At 36.6% G+C, this 17,222-nt stretch carries 17 protein-coding genes; 8 read left to right on the top strand and 9 right to left on the bottom strand.

Annotated elements, in window-relative coordinates; genetic code table 11:
* Positions 1-33: 33 nt before the first annotated feature.
* Positions 34-723 (bottom strand): B3/B4 domain-containing protein, encoded by a 690-nt coding sequence (locus MHB75_RS09935; protein ID WP_340997469.1) that lies wholly within the window; start codon positions 721-723, stop codon positions 34-36.
* A gap of 60 nt (positions 724-783) precedes the next feature.
* On the opposite strand from MHB75_RS09935, the gene queG reads away from it, so the two are divergent.
* Complete coding sequence (gene queG, locus MHB75_RS09930; protein ID WP_340997468.1) at positions 784-1,917, top strand: tRNA epoxyqueuosine(34) reductase QueG; 1,134 nt, start codon at positions 784-786, stop codon at positions 1,915-1,917.
* Between the two features lie 16 nt (positions 1,918-1,933).
* Positions 1,934-2,407 (top strand): tRNA (uridine(34)/cytosine(34)/5-carboxymethylaminomethyluridine(34)-2'-O)-methyltransferase TrmL, encoded by a 474-nt coding sequence (trmL, locus tag MHB75_RS09925; RefSeq protein WP_340997467.1) that lies wholly within the window; start codon positions 1,934-1,936, stop codon positions 2,405-2,407.
* A 50-nt stretch (positions 2,408-2,457) separates the two neighbouring features.
* Here trmL and MHB75_RS09920 read toward each other — a convergent pair whose 3' ends face one another.
* Positions 2,458-3,012, bottom strand: a complete 555-nt coding sequence (locus tag MHB75_RS09920; protein WP_340997465.1) for an HAD-IA family hydrolase — start codon at positions 3,010-3,012, stop codon at positions 2,458-2,460.
* Positions 3,013-3,114: 102 nt separating this feature from the next.
* Between MHB75_RS09920 and MHB75_RS09915 the strand changes: the two genes are divergently transcribed.
* Positions 3,115-3,294, top strand: a complete 180-nt coding sequence (locus MHB75_RS09915) for a hypothetical protein (RefSeq protein WP_141272813.1) — start codon at positions 3,115-3,117, stop codon at positions 3,292-3,294.
* A gap of 91 nt (positions 3,295-3,385) precedes the next feature.
* Here MHB75_RS09915 and MHB75_RS09910 read toward each other — a convergent pair whose 3' ends face one another.
* Positions 3,386-4,681 carry an NCS2 family permease gene (locus MHB75_RS09910; RefSeq protein WP_340997462.1) on the bottom strand — a complete coding sequence of 432 codons (1,296 nt, stop codon included), beginning with the start codon at positions 4,679-4,681 and terminating at the stop codon, positions 3,386-3,388.
* Positions 4,682-4,872: 191 nt separating this feature from the next.
* Between MHB75_RS09910 and MHB75_RS09905 the strand changes: the two genes are divergently transcribed.
* Entirely contained in the window at positions 4,873-5,661 is a 789-nt protein-coding gene (locus MHB75_RS09905) for an aldo/keto reductase (protein ID WP_340998608.1), read from the top strand.
* Positions 5,662-5,800: 139 nt separating this feature from the next.
* On the opposite strand, the gene MHB75_RS09900 is transcribed toward MHB75_RS09905, so the two are convergent.
* The 3 genes from MHB75_RS09900 to MHB75_RS09890 all read right to left on the bottom strand — a co-directional run bounded on the left by MHB75_RS09900 (position 5,801) and on the right by MHB75_RS09890 (position 7,501).
* Entirely contained in the window at positions 5,801-6,481 is a 681-nt protein-coding gene (locus MHB75_RS09900) for a DUF554 domain-containing protein (RefSeq protein WP_340997460.1), read from the bottom strand.
* Positions 6,482-6,554: 73 nt separating this feature from the next.
* Complete coding sequence (locus MHB75_RS09895) at positions 6,555-7,073, bottom strand: thioredoxin family protein (protein ID WP_340997457.1); 519 nt, start codon at positions 7,071-7,073, stop codon at positions 6,555-6,557.
* Complete coding sequence (locus MHB75_RS09890) at positions 7,073-7,501, bottom strand: disulfide oxidoreductase (RefSeq protein WP_340997456.1); 429 nt, start codon at positions 7,499-7,501, stop codon at positions 7,073-7,075. The genes MHB75_RS09895 and MHB75_RS09890 overlap by 1 nt, the downstream gene beginning before the upstream one ends.
* Positions 7,502-7,702: 201 nt before the next feature.
* On the opposite strand from MHB75_RS09890, the gene MHB75_RS09885 reads away from it, so the two are divergent.
* Positions 7,703-8,818: a GAF domain-containing sensor histidine kinase gene (locus tag MHB75_RS09885; protein WP_340997455.1), complete on the top strand. Its 1,116-nt coding sequence runs from the start codon at positions 7,703-7,705 to the stop codon at positions 8,816-8,818.
* Positions 8,819-8,830: 12 nt separating this feature from the next.
* On the top strand, positions 8,831-9,469 hold the full coding sequence (locus MHB75_RS09880) for a response regulator transcription factor (protein WP_068451001.1): 639 nt from the start codon (positions 8,831-8,833) through the stop codon (positions 9,467-9,469).
* A gap of 130 nt (positions 9,470-9,599) precedes the next feature.
* Here MHB75_RS09880 and rsgA read toward each other — a convergent pair whose 3' ends face one another.
* The 3 genes from rsgA to MHB75_RS09865 all read right to left on the bottom strand — a co-directional run bounded on the left by rsgA (position 9,600) and on the right by MHB75_RS09865 (position 13,220).
* A complete protein-coding gene (gene rsgA, locus MHB75_RS09875; protein WP_340997453.1) occupies positions 9,600-10,682 on the bottom strand; it encodes a ribosome small subunit-dependent GTPase A in 1,083 nt (360 codons plus the stop codon).
* A gap of 237 nt (positions 10,683-10,919) precedes the next feature.
* Complete coding sequence (locus tag MHB75_RS09870; RefSeq protein WP_340997451.1) at positions 10,920-11,801, bottom strand: cation diffusion facilitator family transporter; 882 nt, start codon at positions 11,799-11,801, stop codon at positions 10,920-10,922.
* A gap of 72 nt (positions 11,802-11,873) precedes the next feature.
* Positions 11,874-13,220 (bottom strand): hemolysin family protein, encoded by a 1,347-nt coding sequence (locus MHB75_RS09865; protein ID WP_255314707.1) that lies wholly within the window; start codon positions 13,218-13,220, stop codon positions 11,874-11,876.
* Between the two features lie 506 nt (positions 13,221-13,726).
* On the opposite strand from MHB75_RS09865, the gene MHB75_RS09860 reads away from it, so the two are divergent.
* Together MHB75_RS09860 and MHB75_RS09855 are read left to right on the top strand one after the other, a co-directional pair.
* Entirely contained in the window at positions 13,727-15,466 is a 1,740-nt protein-coding gene (locus MHB75_RS09860) for an ABC transporter ATP-binding protein (RefSeq protein ID WP_340997449.1), read from the top strand.
* Position 15,467: 1 nt separating this feature from the next.
* The gene (locus tag MHB75_RS09855; RefSeq protein WP_340997448.1) at positions 15,468-17,219 is read left to right on the top strand and encodes an ABC transporter ATP-binding protein; all 1,752 of its coding nucleotides are present in this window, start codon (positions 15,468-15,470) and stop codon (positions 17,217-17,219) included.
* Positions 17,220-17,222 lie beyond the last annotated feature (3 nt).

The raw sequence follows: 17,222 nt of genomic DNA, 5'->3' as shown, positions 1-17,222 counted from the left end.
AAAAGTTCGGACACACATCGTGCCCGAACTTTTTTAAATGGTCGTCTGTAATTGCTCTTTATTCAAAATGGCATATGTTGCATCGCCTCCGTGAATTTGTGTAAACATCTTAGAAGCAGAAGCGAGTAACTGCTCACATGACTCATGAGAAAGTGATGGTGGTAAATAGAAAATTTGAAGTGCGTCTGTTGTCGATTCGGTCACTGCACTACGCTTACTATCGACATAAGGACTACCGAATGGACCTTGTTCATCACAGCTTATAGGTATTCCAGCTAACTTGACATCACGACCATTTAATCCTTCATACATACTATTCTCTGTTCCTACAGTCATTTCGATAGCACCTTGTAAAGCATGCGTATCATAAATCCCTACAGGAATCTCATATTGTAGTGAAAAGAAGTTATTTAAGTCGACAGCAGAGTGGAAGGGTTGTAAATATTGTTGTTTTGCAATGCGACGTAGTAATGCTTCAGCAGATGGACGGTAGCGACTTGGATCAGCACCGAGTGTTTTAAAAATGTGTCGCCATTCTTGAATGGCTTTATGTTCTACGACAGGTGTATCTTGCAAATCTAAAAATAGATTCTCTTGATATAATTGTGTACGCCCTTTAATCATTTGGGGCGATTCTTCTACGATAATTTTGGTATAATGGACAGTGCCGATTTTAAAATCTGTTATTTGATTGGTTAATTGTTTATTTAGTTGAATGTGCATAAAACATCACCTATCTGTTCATTTTTTCCAATTGTATCATATAGAAAGGAATGAAACCAAATGAATGTTTTATCGTTTCAACAACAAGTTAGAGAATATGCCCAGTCCATTGGAATCGATAAAATTGGTTTCGCATCTGCTACACCGTTTATTGATTTAAAAGCACGTCTTATTCAGCAACAACAGTTAAATTATCAGTCTGGATTTGAAGAATCTGATGTCACTTTACGTACGGAACCGACCTTGTTATTAGAAGATGCAAAAAGTATCATTGCGATTGCATTAGCTTATCCGTCTAAGATGTTGAATGCACCACAAGGTAAGAAAGGTGCGAGACGTGGTATTTTTTGTCGTGCTTCTTGGGGTGTCGATTATCATACCGTCTTACGTGAGAAATTAGCGCTACTTGAAGAATTTATCCATACACATCATCCATATGCACGAACGAAGTCAATGGTCGATACAGGTGAGTTATCCGACCGAGCTGTTGCAGAAAGAGCGGGAATTGGTTGGAGTGGGAAAAATACGAATATTATTACGCCAGAGTTCGGTTCTTATGTTTATTTAGGAGAGATTATTACAGATATTCCGTTTATAGCAGATAAGCCGATGGAAGATGAATGTCTAGATTGTCGCCTATGTATAGATGTTTGCCCAACAGGTGCGATTGTACAAGCAGGACAACTAAATGCTCAGCGCTGTATTGCTTTTTTAACACAAACAAAAGATATATTACCAGATGAGTTTCGAACACATTTAGGGAATCGGATTTATGGCTGTGATACATGCCAAACTGTTTGTCCCAAAAATAAGCGCAAACATAATTTAATTCATAAAGAGTTCTTCCCAGATCCTGAAATTGCAAAACCGTTACTTGAACCATTATTAACCATGTCCAATAAGCAGTTTAAACAAGATTTTGGTCATGTTTCAGGTTCTTGGCGAGGGAAGAAACCATTACAGCGAAATGCGATTTATGCACTTGCACATTTTAAAGAGGAATCAGCCATTCCGACACTAACAGAAGTGCTACAAAAAGATACACGACCTGTTATTCGTGGTGCAGCAGCCTATGCGATTGGGAAAATTGATGCGCCAGCGTCAAAAGCAATATTAGAACAAGCGCTACAAAAGGAACAAGATAAAGAAGTACTTGAGGAAATAGAAAAAGGACTATCATTTATTACAAAATAGAAGGAAGTGCCCTTAGATGACGTTACACATCGTCCTATATCAACCCGAAATCCCAGCAAATACAGGTAATATTGCAAGAACATGTGCTGGAACTAATACACACTTACATTTGATTCGTCCATTAGGTTTTTCAACAGATGATAAGATGTTAAAAAGAGCAGGACTGGATTATTGGTCAAGTGTCAATATCACATATTACGATAATGTAGAAGAATTTTTCGAAAAGCATCAACAGGCGACAATTTATTTTATCGAAACATTCGGAACGAAAAATTATACAGAGTTTGATTATTCGAATACAGAAGAAGATATCTTCTTTATGTTTGGAAAAGAGACAACAGGTATTCCACGTGAATTAATTGAAGACAAACAACATATGTGCCTACAAATTCCACAAAGCGACCACGTACGCTCATTAAATTTATCAAATACAGCAGCGATTATTATTTACGAAGCGCTACGTCAACAAAGCTTTAAACCAATTGTATAGAATAAAAAAAGAAGAAATCGTGTGATTGTACGATTTCTTCTTTTTGATATTTAAGGAATTAAATCGAAAAAATGATGATAGTCATTAATGGTATAATCAGCAACGTCACAATCGTTTTGGAACATAATCGTTTTAAAGCCAGCTTTTTTAGCAGGGATTAAGTCGAGCTCACGATCTCCAATCGCATAGTCGAGTTCATAGCGTTCATGTAAATAGACATAAGCAGCAGGGTCTGGCTTTCGTGCAAAACCATCATCACCGGCGACAATTTCTGTGAAGTATTTGGCTAAGTCTGTTTCTTGTAAAATACGTTCAACAGAAGCTCGGTTCATATGTGTCATAATAACATTTACTTCAGCCTGTTGTAGAACGTTTTCAACATAGGGGAATGGTGTGTAATTCGTAATCGCACGACTTTTTTTAATCATTTCTTTTCGTTGTTCATCGGTTAATTGAAAATAGTCCATCGCATGTGATTGCGAAACTTTTAGCTGTCTATAGATTTCCTCTTTTGTAAAATTTCCGTTCAATATATCATATAAAATATCGGTATAAGCAGGATAAGTATCCATAATGGTTCCATCAAAGTCCCATAAAATACGCATGAGCCAATCGCCTCCATTTTTCAAATAGCATAGCATAAATAGGTTTGAAAAGTCTTTTAAAAGGGTACACATAGTAAAGGTTTAAAAAGGGGCGTGGTAAAGATGAAAAAAGGTAAAGATAATGTGTCGAGTGGACATATGACGAATAACTTCAGTGACGTTGTAGAATTAGGAAAACAGATGGAAAAACTACGCGACGAACAAGAGCTAAAACGAGATGGTTATACACAAGATCCCGTACAATATGATGATGAAGATGAGAAGAAAGAAGAAGCGAAATAATACTTAAATATAAGAAGATGGTATATTGATTCATCTGAACATAAGAAAAGCCAAAATCGTATGTGTGTTGTGATTTTGGCTTTTTATTATTTTAGATAAAGACAAGTTGAATAATAAATAGAATAGCGAATAGATAAAGTAATGGATGTACTTTTTTCGCTTCACCTTTGACAATTTTTAGAATCGGATATGCGATAAATCCGAAGGCAATCCCAGTTGAAATACTTGAAGTGAGTGGCATAATAAGCATCACTAAAAATGCAGGAAGTGCCTCATCAAATGTATCCCATTCAATGTGACGAACAGATGCAATCATCAATGTCCCGACAATGACTAGAACAGGTGATGTAATGGCAGAAACACCTGACACCGAAGCAACTAAAGGTGAGAAGAATGAAGCAATAATAAATAGAACGGCAACTGTTAAAGCAGTTAAGCCTGTTCGACCACCAGCCGCAACACCTGCAGATGATTCTACATAAGCTGTTGTTGGTGATGTACCAAACATTGCTCCGATTGTTGTACCGAATGAGTCACCAAGTAAAGCCTTACGTGCGCGAGGTAGTGTTTCACCCTTCATTAAACCAGCTTGGCGCGCTACACCAACTAATGTACCTGTTGTATCGAATAGTGTTACTAAGATGAATGAGAATACAACACCGTATAAACTATGTGCAATAACTTCTTTTAAAGCATCAATTGGATTCCACACAATAATACCTTCTGGTAAATGAGGCATCGTAACAAGCTCATCAATTTTTAATTGCCCTGTAAAGAACGCGATGATGGCGGTAATGACCATCCCAATGAAAATAGCACCTGGTACACGACGTACCATGAAAATCGCTGTAATAATAAGACCACCAAGTGTTAATAGCACACTTGGACTTGTTAAATCACCTAATTTAATTAAGTTTGTTGGGTCATCTACAACGACACCCGCCATACGTAATCCTAAAAACGAAATAAATAAACCAATACCAGCAGTAATCGCTAATTTTAAATTATTCGGAATCGCTGTAATTAATTTAGAGCGAAGAGGTGTTAAGGATAAAATAATGAATAAAATACCGGCGATAAATACAGAAGCAAAAGCAGTTGTATAATGCAATTCACCATTTGATGCTTGAACAACTGAATACGTGAAGAAAGCGTTTAAACCCATACCTGGTGCAATCGCAATGGGATAATTGGCAACTAGAGCCATCCACAATGTACCGAATACTGCGGCAATGATTGTCGCCATGAACACTTGTTGGCTCGGTACACCTGCTGCACTTAAAATTGTCGGATTGACGATAATAATATAAACCATTGTTAAAAACGTTGTAACACCAGCAACAAGCTCTGTTTTAACGGACGTTCCATTTTCTTTTAATTTAAACATAATAATAACTCCTTAAAGCCGAACGATTTTTTTGACAACGTCTATAATATTCGCTAAGAGGCGAAAAAGCAAGGTGTATTGAAAAAATAAGTATTCTCGAAATAATGTGACAATAGGGGTATACTGTAGAAAAGGAGTGAAAGCATTTGTTAAATCTACATTCAACGAAAAAGTTAGTAAATGGTGTTGAAATGCCACGTTTTGGTTTAGGTGTATATAAAATGACGAATCCAGATGAAGCATATAGTGCCATGTCACATGCACTTGAAGCAGGATACATTGCGATTGATACAGCTGCTTTATATGATAACGAGGAACAAGTAGGACAAGCTGTGCGCGATTCAAAAAAGAAGCGTGAGGAATTATTCATCACCTCGAAAGTTTGGAATACCGATCAAGGCTACGATCAAACGTTACGAGCATTTGAGACAAGTCTAAAGAAATTAGATATGGATTATTTAGATTTATATTTAACGCATTGGCCGGTTCCTGAATTATATGTAGATACTTATCGTGCGATTGAACGCTTATACGATGAAAAATTAATTCGCGCTACAGGTGTATCAAATCACGAACCGCATCATCTTGAGAAGTTATTAGCGACAGCGAATGTACAACCAATGGTGAATCAAATCGAGCTACATCCTCATTTGATTCAACAAAAAAATCGTGATTTTGCAAAACAACATAACATTGCGATTACATCATGGTCACCACTTGGTCGCGGTCGTGTGTTAGAAGATGAAGCAATTATGAAGCTTGGAGAAAAGTACGGTAAATCAGCGGCACAAGTGATTATTCGATGGCATTTACAACACGACTTAATTGTCATTCCGAAATCTGTAAAAGAAGTACGTATTCGACAAAACGCCGATGTCTTTGATTTCAAACTAACTGCGGAAGATATGCAAGCGATTGATATGTTAAATCGAGATGAACGTTACGGCTCGCATCCAGATACATTCCACCTGAAAAAATAAAGAAATGAAGCTGGATATGAAAAACGCAATTCTACATGAGTATAAGAAAAACTGGAATCGCGCTGTGGTGCGATTCCAGTTTTCCGTTGCGAACGCAAAAAAAGAAAGTGAAATGTTTGCCTCAGCTCCATTTCTTTCTTTATAAGAAAAAATGTTTTAAAGTTAAGTAAACTGGTGGTATTAAAAGGGCAGGTAACATATTAAGACTTTTTAAGTTTTTAATTCCTAAAATACTCAAACCAGTCGCAAAAATAAGAATGCCTCCGATAATCGAGATTTCAGTTAATAAAGACTCCGTCATAAAGTCATTTAAAAATAAAGCCATCACATAGAAGAAGCCTTGCCATAAAAAGAGTACCACTGCGGATAATGCGATGCCAAAACCAAATGTAGAAGCGAGTACGAGCGATGTTACACCGTCTAAAATACCATTTGTAATTAAGTATGTATGGTCACCTTGTAGGGCGCTATTAATAGGACCGAGAATGGATAATGTACCAATGCAGAATAAAAGAATGGCTGTGGATAGACCTTTTACGAGTGGACCATCAGAAAAAAGACCAACAAATCGATTGAAACGTACTTCAATGTCGATTTTTTCACCGATTATTGCACCAATCGCTAAACTAACGATGAAGAGAACAGGTTCCTCACTTTTCGGTAAATATTGTGTCACTGCATTAATTCCAAGTGCGACAGCAGCAAATCCCATCGCTTGTAACAAAATCGTTTGGTAGCGTTCTTTTAACCCCTTATTCATTAAGCTACCGATAGTACTACCAATCAAAATCATGCAACAATTAAAAATCGTTCCGAACATATGTATAACCCCTTTTTATAGCATATCAGAAGAAAAGGAACCGCATATACAGGCGATTCCTCTCCAATGAATTCTATTGTTTTTTCATATCCTCAAAAAACTTCACAAATGCTTCTTTTGGTTGTTCACCAACGAGACGCCCAACTTCCTTACCATCTTTAAAATAAGCAAGTGTTGGTGTCGCTGCAAGATTATAATCTTGCCAACCTTGTTCAAATTCTAAAACATTATATTGGTTAATATGGACTTTTGCTTCATCTGCTAAAGGCATTAACTCTGGTGTTACTTTTTGACAATGTACACATTCAGGTGAAAAGAAATAAACGTAAGTTCCTTCACCACTATCAATTTTTTCTTTTAACGCATCTGGTAAGATGATATTTTGATAATTTTCATCATCTAATTGATCGATTGTTGATTGTGTTTTAATTTTATGGTCTCCGTATAGTGAAGAACCTTCTTCTTTTTTATCATTTAAACTTTTATTAAGTAATAATAAAGCTGCAAAAATAGCTACAATAATTAAAGCAATAATAATTAGAATTCCAGCATTATTTTTTTTCTTAGGGACATTCGTTTTCTTTTTTGCCATTACATTTCCTCCTTCTTTCCTTGTTTAAGGATAAAGATACTTGTGATGAAAATCAATACAAATGCAGTAAGTGACAAGAAAGGAATCGTAATAAAACCAAGCCAGTTAATATATTCTCCTGTACATGGTACACGTCCACAAGCTATTGCATTATCATGTAAAAACGGTATTTTTTGCATACCATAATGATAAAGTGCTACCAATGCACCGATACATGAAAAAACAAGTGTAGTAACAGCAATCTGTGCATTACGCTGAATATACGCAATTCCAATAATGAATACGAGTGGATACATTAAAATACGCTGGTACCAACAAAATGTACAAGGCTCATATTTCATCACTTCAGAGAAGAATAGAGAACCTATCATCGCTACAAGTGATACAACCCACATAAATAACATACTATATTCTATTTTTTTAGACATTGAAATTCTCCTAGTTCTACATTATTTTCCTACTTGAGTATAAAGGCTTTTACAAACATTGTAAAATACAATTCTCTCAAATTCAAAGTTTTTTTGTTGGTTTACTCTTATAATACCCGTCAAAAGTATGAAAGGATTCGCATAGGAGAAAAGGGCATTTCCATGTACAATAGAAGGTAGTATAGAACGGAGGGTGGTACTTTGACGAAAGCAGACCATTCAAATATCGCATTATTGAAAGAAATTGCAGAATTATTAAATGAAGAAACTGAAATGAAACAAATGCTTCAATTAGCACTAGAAAAATTACTTGAAGGTACGAAGTTTGAAACAGGGTGGATCTTTCTTATTAAAGATCGTCGTCGCCATGAACTGATTGCTGAAGCGAACTTACCGAATAATTTAGAACAAGAGGGGTGTCGCTATCTATGTAAGGGTGGTTGTTGGTGTTTATCGAAATACCATAATAATGAACTAGAGAAAGCATCAAACATTATAGAATGTCAGCGCATTGAACTTGCGAATAAGCATTCTAATGAAGCACATGATGCAATTACCCATCACGCGACGGTTCCATTACAATCAGGTCCTGAAAAGTTTGGATTATTAAATGTTGCATCTCCTAATACAGTACGTTTTTCAGATGATGACCTTGCATTATTAGAGTCGATTGCGTTCCAAATTGGTTCAGCTATTAAGCGTATTCTACTTACAAAACAAGAAAAAGACGTTGCACTTGCACAGGAACGAAATCGACTAGCACGTGACTTACATGATTCAGTTAATCAGCTACTTTTTTCAGTCACACTGACTTCTCGTGCAGGCATCGAAATGACAGATGAACCGTTAGTAAAAGAGACATTTGCAGAAATTCAATCGCTTACACAAGAGGCTTTAACAGAGATGCGTGCACTTATTTGGCAACTGCGTCCTAAAGGATTGGAAACAGGGTTACTTGAAGCACTAAAAGGTTATGCTGAAATGCTTGGTATCACACTTGATGTAAAAGTATCTGGTGTATTACAGTTCCCTTCTAAAATTGAGGAAGCACTATTCCGGATTGCACAAGAAGCTTTGAATAATGTACGAAAACATGCAGGTGTAAAACAAGCTCAAATCATTATTCGTGTGACACATAGTGATATTTTACTTGTTATTAAAGATGATGGTCGTGGTTTCTCAGTAGATTCGTCTATTGCACTTCCGTCGCTTGGTTTACAAAGTATGCGTGACCGTACACAGGCACTTGGAGGAACGATTGACTGGGTGAGTGATATTGGAAAAGGGACGGAAATATTAATTCGACTACCTTATTAAGGAGGGGATTGTATGATTAAAGTATTGATTGCTGACGATCATCATGTTGTAAGAAGAGGGTTACTTTTCTTTTTAAAAACACAAAAAGATATTGAGGTAGTGGGGGAAGCACGAAATGGTAAGGAAGCAGTAGAACTCGCTTCAGTGTATCAACCTGATATTGTATTAATGGATTTAGTCATGCCAGAGATGGACGGGATTGAAGCGACACGTCGTATTAAATCGGTGTATCCACATATTCAAATTTTGATGTTGACGAGCTTTTCAGATCGAGATCATATTTTACCAGCGATTGAAGCGGGAGCGGCAGGATATCAATTAAAAGATATTGAACCAGATGAACTCGTTTTAACAATTCGTAAAATCATTGCGGGCGAAAATAGCATGCATCCTGAAGTGACGCATCAACTCGATCAGAATCAAGAATCAACGCAACATTTGCCGCACGTTAAAAATCCACTAACTCGTCGTGAAAAAGACGTATTAGCGGAATTAACGAAAGGGAAGAGCAATAAAGAGATTGCTTCTTCATTATTTGTTACAGAAAAAACGGTGAAAACGCATATCTCAAATATTTTTGCGAAATTAGAAGTACAAGATCGTACGCAGGCAGCTTTATACGCTGTGAAATACGGTTTAACTGAAAAATAAACAAACTGGGACATATGTGTAAAAAACACTATCCTATATGAACATAAAAAACTGGAATCGCGCCACAGTGCGGTTCCAGTTTTTCGTTTTGAATGCTAAAAAAAGAAATAGTCCAAGACAGTTTTATATATTATAGACGATTTTTCTTTTTGTTTTTTAGTTGTTTAGATACTTGTTTCCATTTACGTGTTTCTGCTAGTTGTGCTTGCTTATTCGTCTTTTGTTCAAGATAGCGAATTTCACGTTGTAGCTTCACATAGCTGGCATAGCGTGCTTGTTTCAATGAGCCATCTGAAAGAGCCTGTTGAATGGCACAACCAGGTTCATTTTTATGTGAACAATCACGGAATCGACAAGAATCAGTTAGTTGTTCAATATCAGAAAAACTCGATTCTAAAGCACCTTCTGTTGACCATAGTTGAATTTCGCGCATTCCAGGTGTGTCGATGAGAATACCGCCATTTGGTAAGATAAAAAGTTCGCGATGTGTCGTTGTATGACGCCCTTTAGAGTCATCTTCACGAATGTGTTGAACGGTCATTTTTTCTTCTTCAACAAGCGCATTCGTAAGAGTAGATTTTCCAACACCTGAAGAACCCATTAATGCTGCTGTTCTATGTGGTAAAAGTAAATTTTGTATCTCTTCAATTCCTTCTCCTGTTAATGTACTGATTGCATAGATTGGCACACCAATTGCTACTTGTGCTGCTTGTTCAATGAATGATGTCACATCTTCACATAGATCTTTTTTCGTTAAGATAATGACTGGAGATGCACCTGAATCCCAAGCAGCTAGTACATAGCGTTCAAGTCGACGAACATTAAAGTCGTGATTTAAGCTCATAACGATGAACACAAGATCGACGTTCGTCGCAACGATTTGTTCGTCAATTTCGAGACCAGCCATTTTGCGTGAGAATGTCGAAGTACGTGTTAAAAGTTGATGAATTAAACAACGCTGTTCGCCCGGCATTTGTTCAACTAATACCCAGTCACCGATTGCTGGATAGTCTTTACGCATGAATGCATTATATGCGTACTTACCCGAAATCGTTCCAAGTAATTCACCCTGTTCTGTGCGAATACGATAACTATGCTTATGTTCAAGTGTGATACGTCCAATCAAGTAGTTTTCATAACCTGCTTGTGTTAAAAGTGCTGTAGCTTCAGATGTAAAAGGCTCTTTTAAGCCATATTGTTGTAGTTGTGTCAATGTAATTTCCTCCAATAACGTGGTAATAAAAAAGGTTTATTGCACCATGATGGATGCAATAAACCTAACCGCACATTGAAAGAGAGCTATAAAATAATTATAGCGCTACATGGCAGGAGAAAGTTTTATGCATACCAAATACGTGCGAAGTTGTCGCAATCTCATATTTATTCATCATAATACTTCACCTGCTCCCTTTATAAGTTAGTCCTAGCATAACAACTTTGACAGAATTCGTCAATTTCTTTTTAAAGATTCTTCAGGTTCGATATGAACGAGCGCTACAGAACTAGGCAGTATTTCAAGAATTGCTTCTTCAATTTTCTCCGTAATTTCATGACTTTCCCATACATTTAAATAAGGATTAACGGATACAGTTACATCAATTAAAGCCATATTTCCATGATAACGTCCTTTAACGTCACGCAATTCAACAACACCTTCAACTGCTGAAACAGTAGTGCGAATCGTCTCAATATCTGTTTGATTAAATCCATCTGTTAACGTTAACACACTTTCAGCAAAAATCTCATACGCTGTTTTTAAAATAATTATAGCTACAATGGCTGCAGTAATCGAGTCAATGATTGGGAAACCAATAATCGCTGCAAAAATACCAATTGCCGCACCGAAGCTGACAAATGCATCGGAACGATTATCGTAAGCAGCAGCTTTAACGGCCGAGCTATTAATTTCTTTTGCCAGTCGAATATTATAAATGTATACGCCCCACATGATAACACCTGAGATAATTGCCACAATCGCTGTTAAAAGTGAGGGTGGCTCATGTTCATTAGCAAAAAAGCCTTTGATTGCATTAAATAATACTTGTAAACCAACAACTGCCATAATAAATGAAGCAATGAGTGAGGCAATGGTTTCGGCGCGCATATGCCCGTAAGCATGATCAGCATCTGGTGGCTTTTGTGAGATACGTAAGCCGATAAGTACAGCAACAGAAGCAATAATATCGGTCGTGTTATTCAGACCATCTGCTTGTAGTGCTTCAGAATGACCGAAGTAACCGACAATTAATTTTGCGAAACTGAGAAAGATATATGTGATGATACTAAGCCATGCCCCTTTTTCTCCTTTGCGTAACTTTTCATATGGGTCCACAATGTTTCCTCCCTGAAAGAAATCTAGGGATACGAAAGCGACGTTACATTTTTTAATGTAACGTCGCCCGTACTATATTTCTTGTGTAAGTAGTGTTGAATCAGATTCTGTTTCTAATTCAGGATGTTTGATGATCTCTAAGTAAATTAAGTGGTGACCTTCTAACTCACGCACGATAAAATCATAGCCTTGTTCAGAGACTCGGTCGCCTTTCTTCGCATCAAAATGACGCGTCATAAACCAACCGCCGATTGTATCGATAGCATCATCTTCAATTTCGATGTTTAGAATGTCATTAATTTCTTCTAATAAAACTTTTGCATCTACAATATAGTGCCCATCCCCAAGTTTACGAATTTCTGAAATTTCATCTGCATCAAACTCATCTCGAATATCACCAACAATTTCTTCGATGATATCTTCGATCGTTACAAGACCTGATGTTCCACCATATTCGTCCATTAAAATGGCCATATGAATACGTTCACGTTGGATTTTTAATAGTAAATCACTAATTGGAACAGTTTCAAAGACGCGAATAACAGGACGCATGAATGCTGTAACAGGTTTTGCTCCATTTTCTTTTGGATTTCGAATATAAGCTGTTAATAGATGTTTCATATTAACAAGACCGATGACGTGGTCCTTATCGCCGTCAATAATTGGGTAACGCGTATATTGCTCGACACCCATTACTTCAAAAACTTCTTTTAGTGTTAGATCTTTTTCAATCCCAACAATTTCAGTACGTGGAACCATAACTTCTTTAGCGATACGATCGTCAAAGTTGAAGATGTTATCCACATATTTATATTCGGACTGATTAATTTCTCCACCTTTTAAACTGTCAGATAAAATAATACGTAGTTCTTCTTCCGTCATAGCAACTTCAGAATCATTTGAATTGCGAATACCAAATAATGCAGCTAAACCATTTGCAGATGAATTTAATAATTTAATAAATGGATACATCACATTATGGAATAGAATTAAAAATGGTGCTGTTGTTAAAGCTACAGCTTCTGCTTTTTGGATTGCAAGTGTCTTTGGTGCAAGCTCACCTACTACAACGTGAATAAATGTGACGATTGAGAAGGACACAATGAAGGATACGATGGTTGTTACACTACCATTTAGATTTATTAAATCAAAGACAGGGCGTAAAATCATGCTCACTGTACCTTCACCCAACCAACCTAAACCAAGCGATGTAATCGTAATACCTAACTGACATGCAGATAAATATTCATCTAAACTAGATATAACTTTTTTTGCTTTTAAAGCTTTTTTATTACCTTCAGCGATTAGCTGATCAATTCGAGTTGCTCTGACTTTGACAATGGAGAATTCCGTTGCAACAAAGTAAGCAGAGCAGGCGATTAAGACAGCGAATGCTGTCAACCGTATGGCTATTTCCAAAGAATTCCTTTACTCCTAGCCCAAATGAGGGGGAGAGTAAAGTGTACACCTCCTGTGTGTTTAAAAATGTTCAGTATTCTAATAATAAGATAGAACTAGAAAAAATTCAAATCATCAAACTACTTTTATGGGATGAAAGTTGTATGTATAAAGAAAAAACGTCATAAAAAAATAATATTTACGTAAAGACTAGAAAGGATAATAATCTTTTTTTTCTAAAAATTGTTGACAATTCGGAAATCGAAATGTTAGTATTTAGAAACACGAAATGTGAAATAAAAAATGGAGGTATGAATCATGAATAACTTAACAGTAGTAAACCCAATTGCAGTAACACACAACTATTCATATGGACACATACCTTTACAAGACAACATGTAGTGATTTTGTATTTATTTGTATTGGTGTGTCACATCAATACTCTAATATAGGCGCATGCCCTTAGGGTGTGCGCTTTTTTGTTGTTTTTTAAAGGGATAATTTGTAAAAAGAAAGAAGGAGAAAACATGTTTTCTGTATTTACGAAACTGAAATGGTTTTTTAAAGAAAATTGGGGGAGGTATACAACTGCCGTTATTTTATTAACGGTAGCGAATATTATCGAAGTTATCCCGCCTAAAATTATTGGAAATACAATTGATGCCATTCATACAAAAGAGCTAACTGCTGAATTGTTATGGAATTATATCATCGCACTTGTCGCTTTATTATTTGCAGCGTATATTGTCAATTTCATTTGGCAGTATCAATTATTTGGTGGCGCAAATGTATTACAAAAAGATTTACGCATGAAGTTAATGGACCATTTTTTGAAGATGCGACCACCATTTTACGAGCGTAATCGTACAGGTGATTTAATGGCGCGTTCAACGAATGATTTACAAGCTGTATCTGAAACAGCTGGTTTTGGCATAATGACGTTACTTGATTCTACGCTTTATCTTGGAACAATCATTATTATGATGGGCGTTACAACTTCTTGGAAATTAACACTTGCAGCATTATTACCATTACCATTATTGGCGATTGCACTTCAACAAATTGGCAAATTCATTCATAAGCGTTATACCATCTCTCAAGCAGCATTTGGTGAATTGAATGATAGCGTACTAGAAGCAGTCGAAGGTGTACGTGTTGTTCGTGCCTATGTGCAAGAACGTGAAATGGAAAAGCAGTTTGCACAAAAGACAGAAGAAGTTGTTGAAAAGAATTTACGTGTATCTCGTGTAAATGGTTTATTCGCACCTGTCAGTAAATTTATTACAGCATTTAGTTATGTCATTGGACTTGGATACGGTGCGTATCTCGTATCGATTAACGACATTACAGTAGGTAGTCTTGTTGCTTTCAACGTTTATCTTGGTATGGCTGTTTGGCCAATGATGGCGATTGGTGAATTAATCAATACGATGCAACAAGGGAATGCCTCATTGGATCGTGTGAGTGAGACATTGAACGAAAAAGAAGACGTTCCGAATCCTAAAGAAAGGAAGGTCGTTCAAACACCAACGACAATTAGATTTAACGATGTAAGCTTCCAATATCCATTATCAAAATCGCTTAATTTAAAGAATGTAAACATTGAATTAAATCGTGGTGAAACACTTGGTATTGTCGGAAAGACAGGTAGTGGTAAAACGACGATTGTGAAGCAATTATTGCGTGAATATCCACATGGTGAAGGGGACGTAGAAATTGCGAATGAAGCGATTCAATTACAAGATAAGGAGCAAGTGCTGAATTGGATTGGCTATGTACCGCAAAGTCACATTCTATTCTCACGTACAATTCGTGATAACATTCGCTTTGGTAAGCCAGATGCAACAGAAGAGGATATTGCTAGAGCAATTCGTATGGCGAACTTTGAAGACGATTTAAAACGTCTGCCAGAAGGCTTAGATACGATGGTTGGAGAAAAAGGAATCTCGTTATCAGGTGGGCAAAAACAACGGATTTCGATTGCGCGTGCATTTATTCGTAATCCAGAAATTCTTATTTTAGATGACTCACTATCTGCAGTGGATGCAAAAACAGAGAGTCGCATTATCGACAATATTCAAAATGAACGAAAAGATAAAACAACGATTATTGTAACCCACCGATTATCAGCAATTTTACATGCTGAAAAAATTATTGTAGTCGATGATGGTGAGATTATTCAATATGGTACACATGATGAATTGGTTAGACAACCTGGTTGGTACCAAGAACAATTCAAATTACAACAAGTAAAAGGGGGTGAATAAGATGCCCGTTCGTAAGCGATTATGGCAGTATGCACTACTTTATAAGGAACCGATGATTTGGGGACTTGTGCTACTTGCTATATCAGTTGGAGCTGACTTATCAGGTCCATTAATTATTAAATATATTTTAGACAATTACGTTGCCAACATGCCGGAATCTGGATTAGAAGTAAAGCCACTGTATTTAATGTTAGGTGCTTATTTAGGAACCATTGTCATCTTTGCAATTTTCCGATATACACAGTTTTATATGCTGCAAATCGGTTCAAATCGCATTGTCCAAAAAATGCGTAAAGATGTATATGGTCAATTACAACGTCTATCAATTAACTATTTTGACCGACTACCTGCTGGGAAAGTTGTGTCGCGTATTACAAATGATACCGAAGCAATTCGTGAATTGTTTGTAACTGTTGTCTCACAATTTGCCGCAAGTTTTATGACATTAATCGGGATTTTTATTATCATGTTCTCTTTAAATACATGGATGGGCTTCTTCGCATTAATCGTTGTCCCAATCCTCATTGTATGGTCGATTGTGTACCGTAAATATGCTTCGAAATATAATCATGCGATTCGTTCAAGACTATCTGACTTAAATGGTATGTTGAATGAATCAATGAATGGCATGACGATTATTCAAGCATATGGACAAGAGAAGAATATGAAAAATGAGTTCAATCAAATTAATGATGAACATTTCCGCTATAATAATAAGTTATTATTTTTAGATTCTGCTACATCACACAATTTAGTCGGTGTTGTTCGCAGTATCATTCTCATTGCATTCGTTTGGTACTTTGGTTCACTTGAAGTAACAGGTACATCGATTGCATCTGTTGGTATTTTATATGCCTTCGTCGAGTACATTACACGTTTAATGAACCCAATCATGCAAATCGTCGATCAATTCTCGCGATTAGAGCGTGCGAATGTTGCAGCGACACGTGTATTTGAATTACTAGACTATAGTGGTGAAGACGTTAGCGATGAAAAAATCGCACGTTATAAAGGTCACGTACAATTCGAACATGTATGGTTTGCTTATAAAAACGAAGAATATGTATTAAAAGACATTTCAATTGATGCTAAGGCAGGAGAAACAGTTGCTCTAGTTGGACATACAGGTTCGGGAAAGTCGTCGATTATCAATCTTTTATTCCGTTATTATGATGCTTCAAAAGGAACAATCAAAATTGATGGCGAAAATATCGAAAATCATGCGAGACAGACTGTTCGTCAGCATATGGGGATCGTACTACAAGACCCGTATTTATTTACAGGAACAATCGCATCCAATATTAGTTTGAATGATGCACGCATTACAAGAAAACAAATAGAAGACGCGTTAGTTGCGGTTGGTGGGGAACGTGTACTAAAAAATCTACCAAAAGGTTTAGATGAACCTGTAATCGAGCGTGGTAGTACACTATCTGCTGGGCAACGCCAACTTGTATCATTTGCACGTGCACTCGCCTTTGACCCAGCCATTCTCATTTTAGATGAAGCAACGTCAAATATTGACTCGGAAACAGAGGAAATTATTCAACATGCGATGGATGTTTTGAAAAAAGGTCGTACAACATTCATCATTGCGCACCGTCTTTCAACAATTAAAAATGCCGATCAAATTTTAGTATTAGATGCAGGGGAGATTGTAGAACGTGGAAAGCATGATGAATTACTTGCACTAGGCGGACGTTATAGTCAAATGTATGAATTACAGTCTGGGAATAAACAGCATAGTTTATAATAA

The sequence above is a fragment of the Kurthia sp. FSL E2-0154 genome, assembly GCF_038003625.1.
GTDB classification, from domain to species: Bacteria; Bacillota; Bacilli; order Bacillales_A; family Planococcaceae; genus Kurthia; species Kurthia gibsonii.
The sequence above is the reverse complement of the archived record's forward strand: the minus strand, read 5'-3'. Positions and strand labels throughout refer to the sequence as shown.

Excerpts from the sequence above, each read along its gene's own strand:
- MHB75_RS09920 (WP_340997465.1), bottom strand. The coding sequence starts at position 3,012 with ATGCGTATTTTATGGGACTTTGATGGAACCATTATGGATACTTATCCT.
- MHB75_RS09880 (WP_068451001.1), top strand. The coding sequence starts at position 8,831 with ATGATTAAAGTATTGATTGCTGACGATCATCATGTTGTAAGAAGAGGG.
- MHB75_RS09935 (WP_340997469.1), bottom strand. The coding sequence starts at position 723 with ATGCACATTCAACTAAATAAACAATTAACCAATCAAATAACAGATTTT.
- trmL (WP_340997467.1), top strand. The coding sequence starts at position 1,934 with ATGACGTTACACATCGTCCTATATCAACCCGAAATCCCAGCAAATACA.
- MHB75_RS09915 (WP_141272813.1), top strand. The coding sequence starts at position 3,115 with ATGAAAAAAGGTAAAGATAATGTGTCGAGTGGACATATGACGAATAAC.
- MHB75_RS09890 (WP_340997456.1), bottom strand. The coding sequence starts at position 7,501 with ATGTCTAAAAAAATAGAATATAGTATGTTATTTATGTGGGTTGTATCA.
- MHB75_RS09910 (WP_340997462.1), bottom strand. The coding sequence starts at position 4,681 with ATGTTTAAATTAAAAGAAAATGGAACGTCCGTTAAAACAGAGCTTGTT.
- MHB75_RS09855 (WP_340997448.1), top strand. The coding sequence starts at position 15,468 with ATGCCCGTTCGTAAGCGATTATGGCAGTATGCACTACTTTATAAGGAA.
- MHB75_RS09860 (WP_340997449.1), top strand. The coding sequence starts at position 13,727 with ATGTTTTCTGTATTTACGAAACTGAAATGGTTTTTTAAAGAAAATTGG.
- queG (WP_340997468.1), top strand. The coding sequence starts at position 784 with ATGAATGTTTTATCGTTTCAACAACAAGTTAGAGAATATGCCCAGTCC.
- MHB75_RS09895 (WP_340997457.1), bottom strand. The coding sequence starts at position 7,073 with ATGGCAAAAAAGAAAACGAATGTCCCTAAGAAAAAAAATAATGCTGGA.
- MHB75_RS09900 (WP_340997460.1), bottom strand. The coding sequence starts at position 6,481 with ATGTTCGGAACGATTTTTAATTGTTGCATGATTTTGATTGGTAGTACT.
- MHB75_RS09905 (WP_340998608.1), top strand. The coding sequence starts at position 4,873 with ATGCCACGTTTTGGTTTAGGTGTATATAAAATGACGAATCCAGATGAA.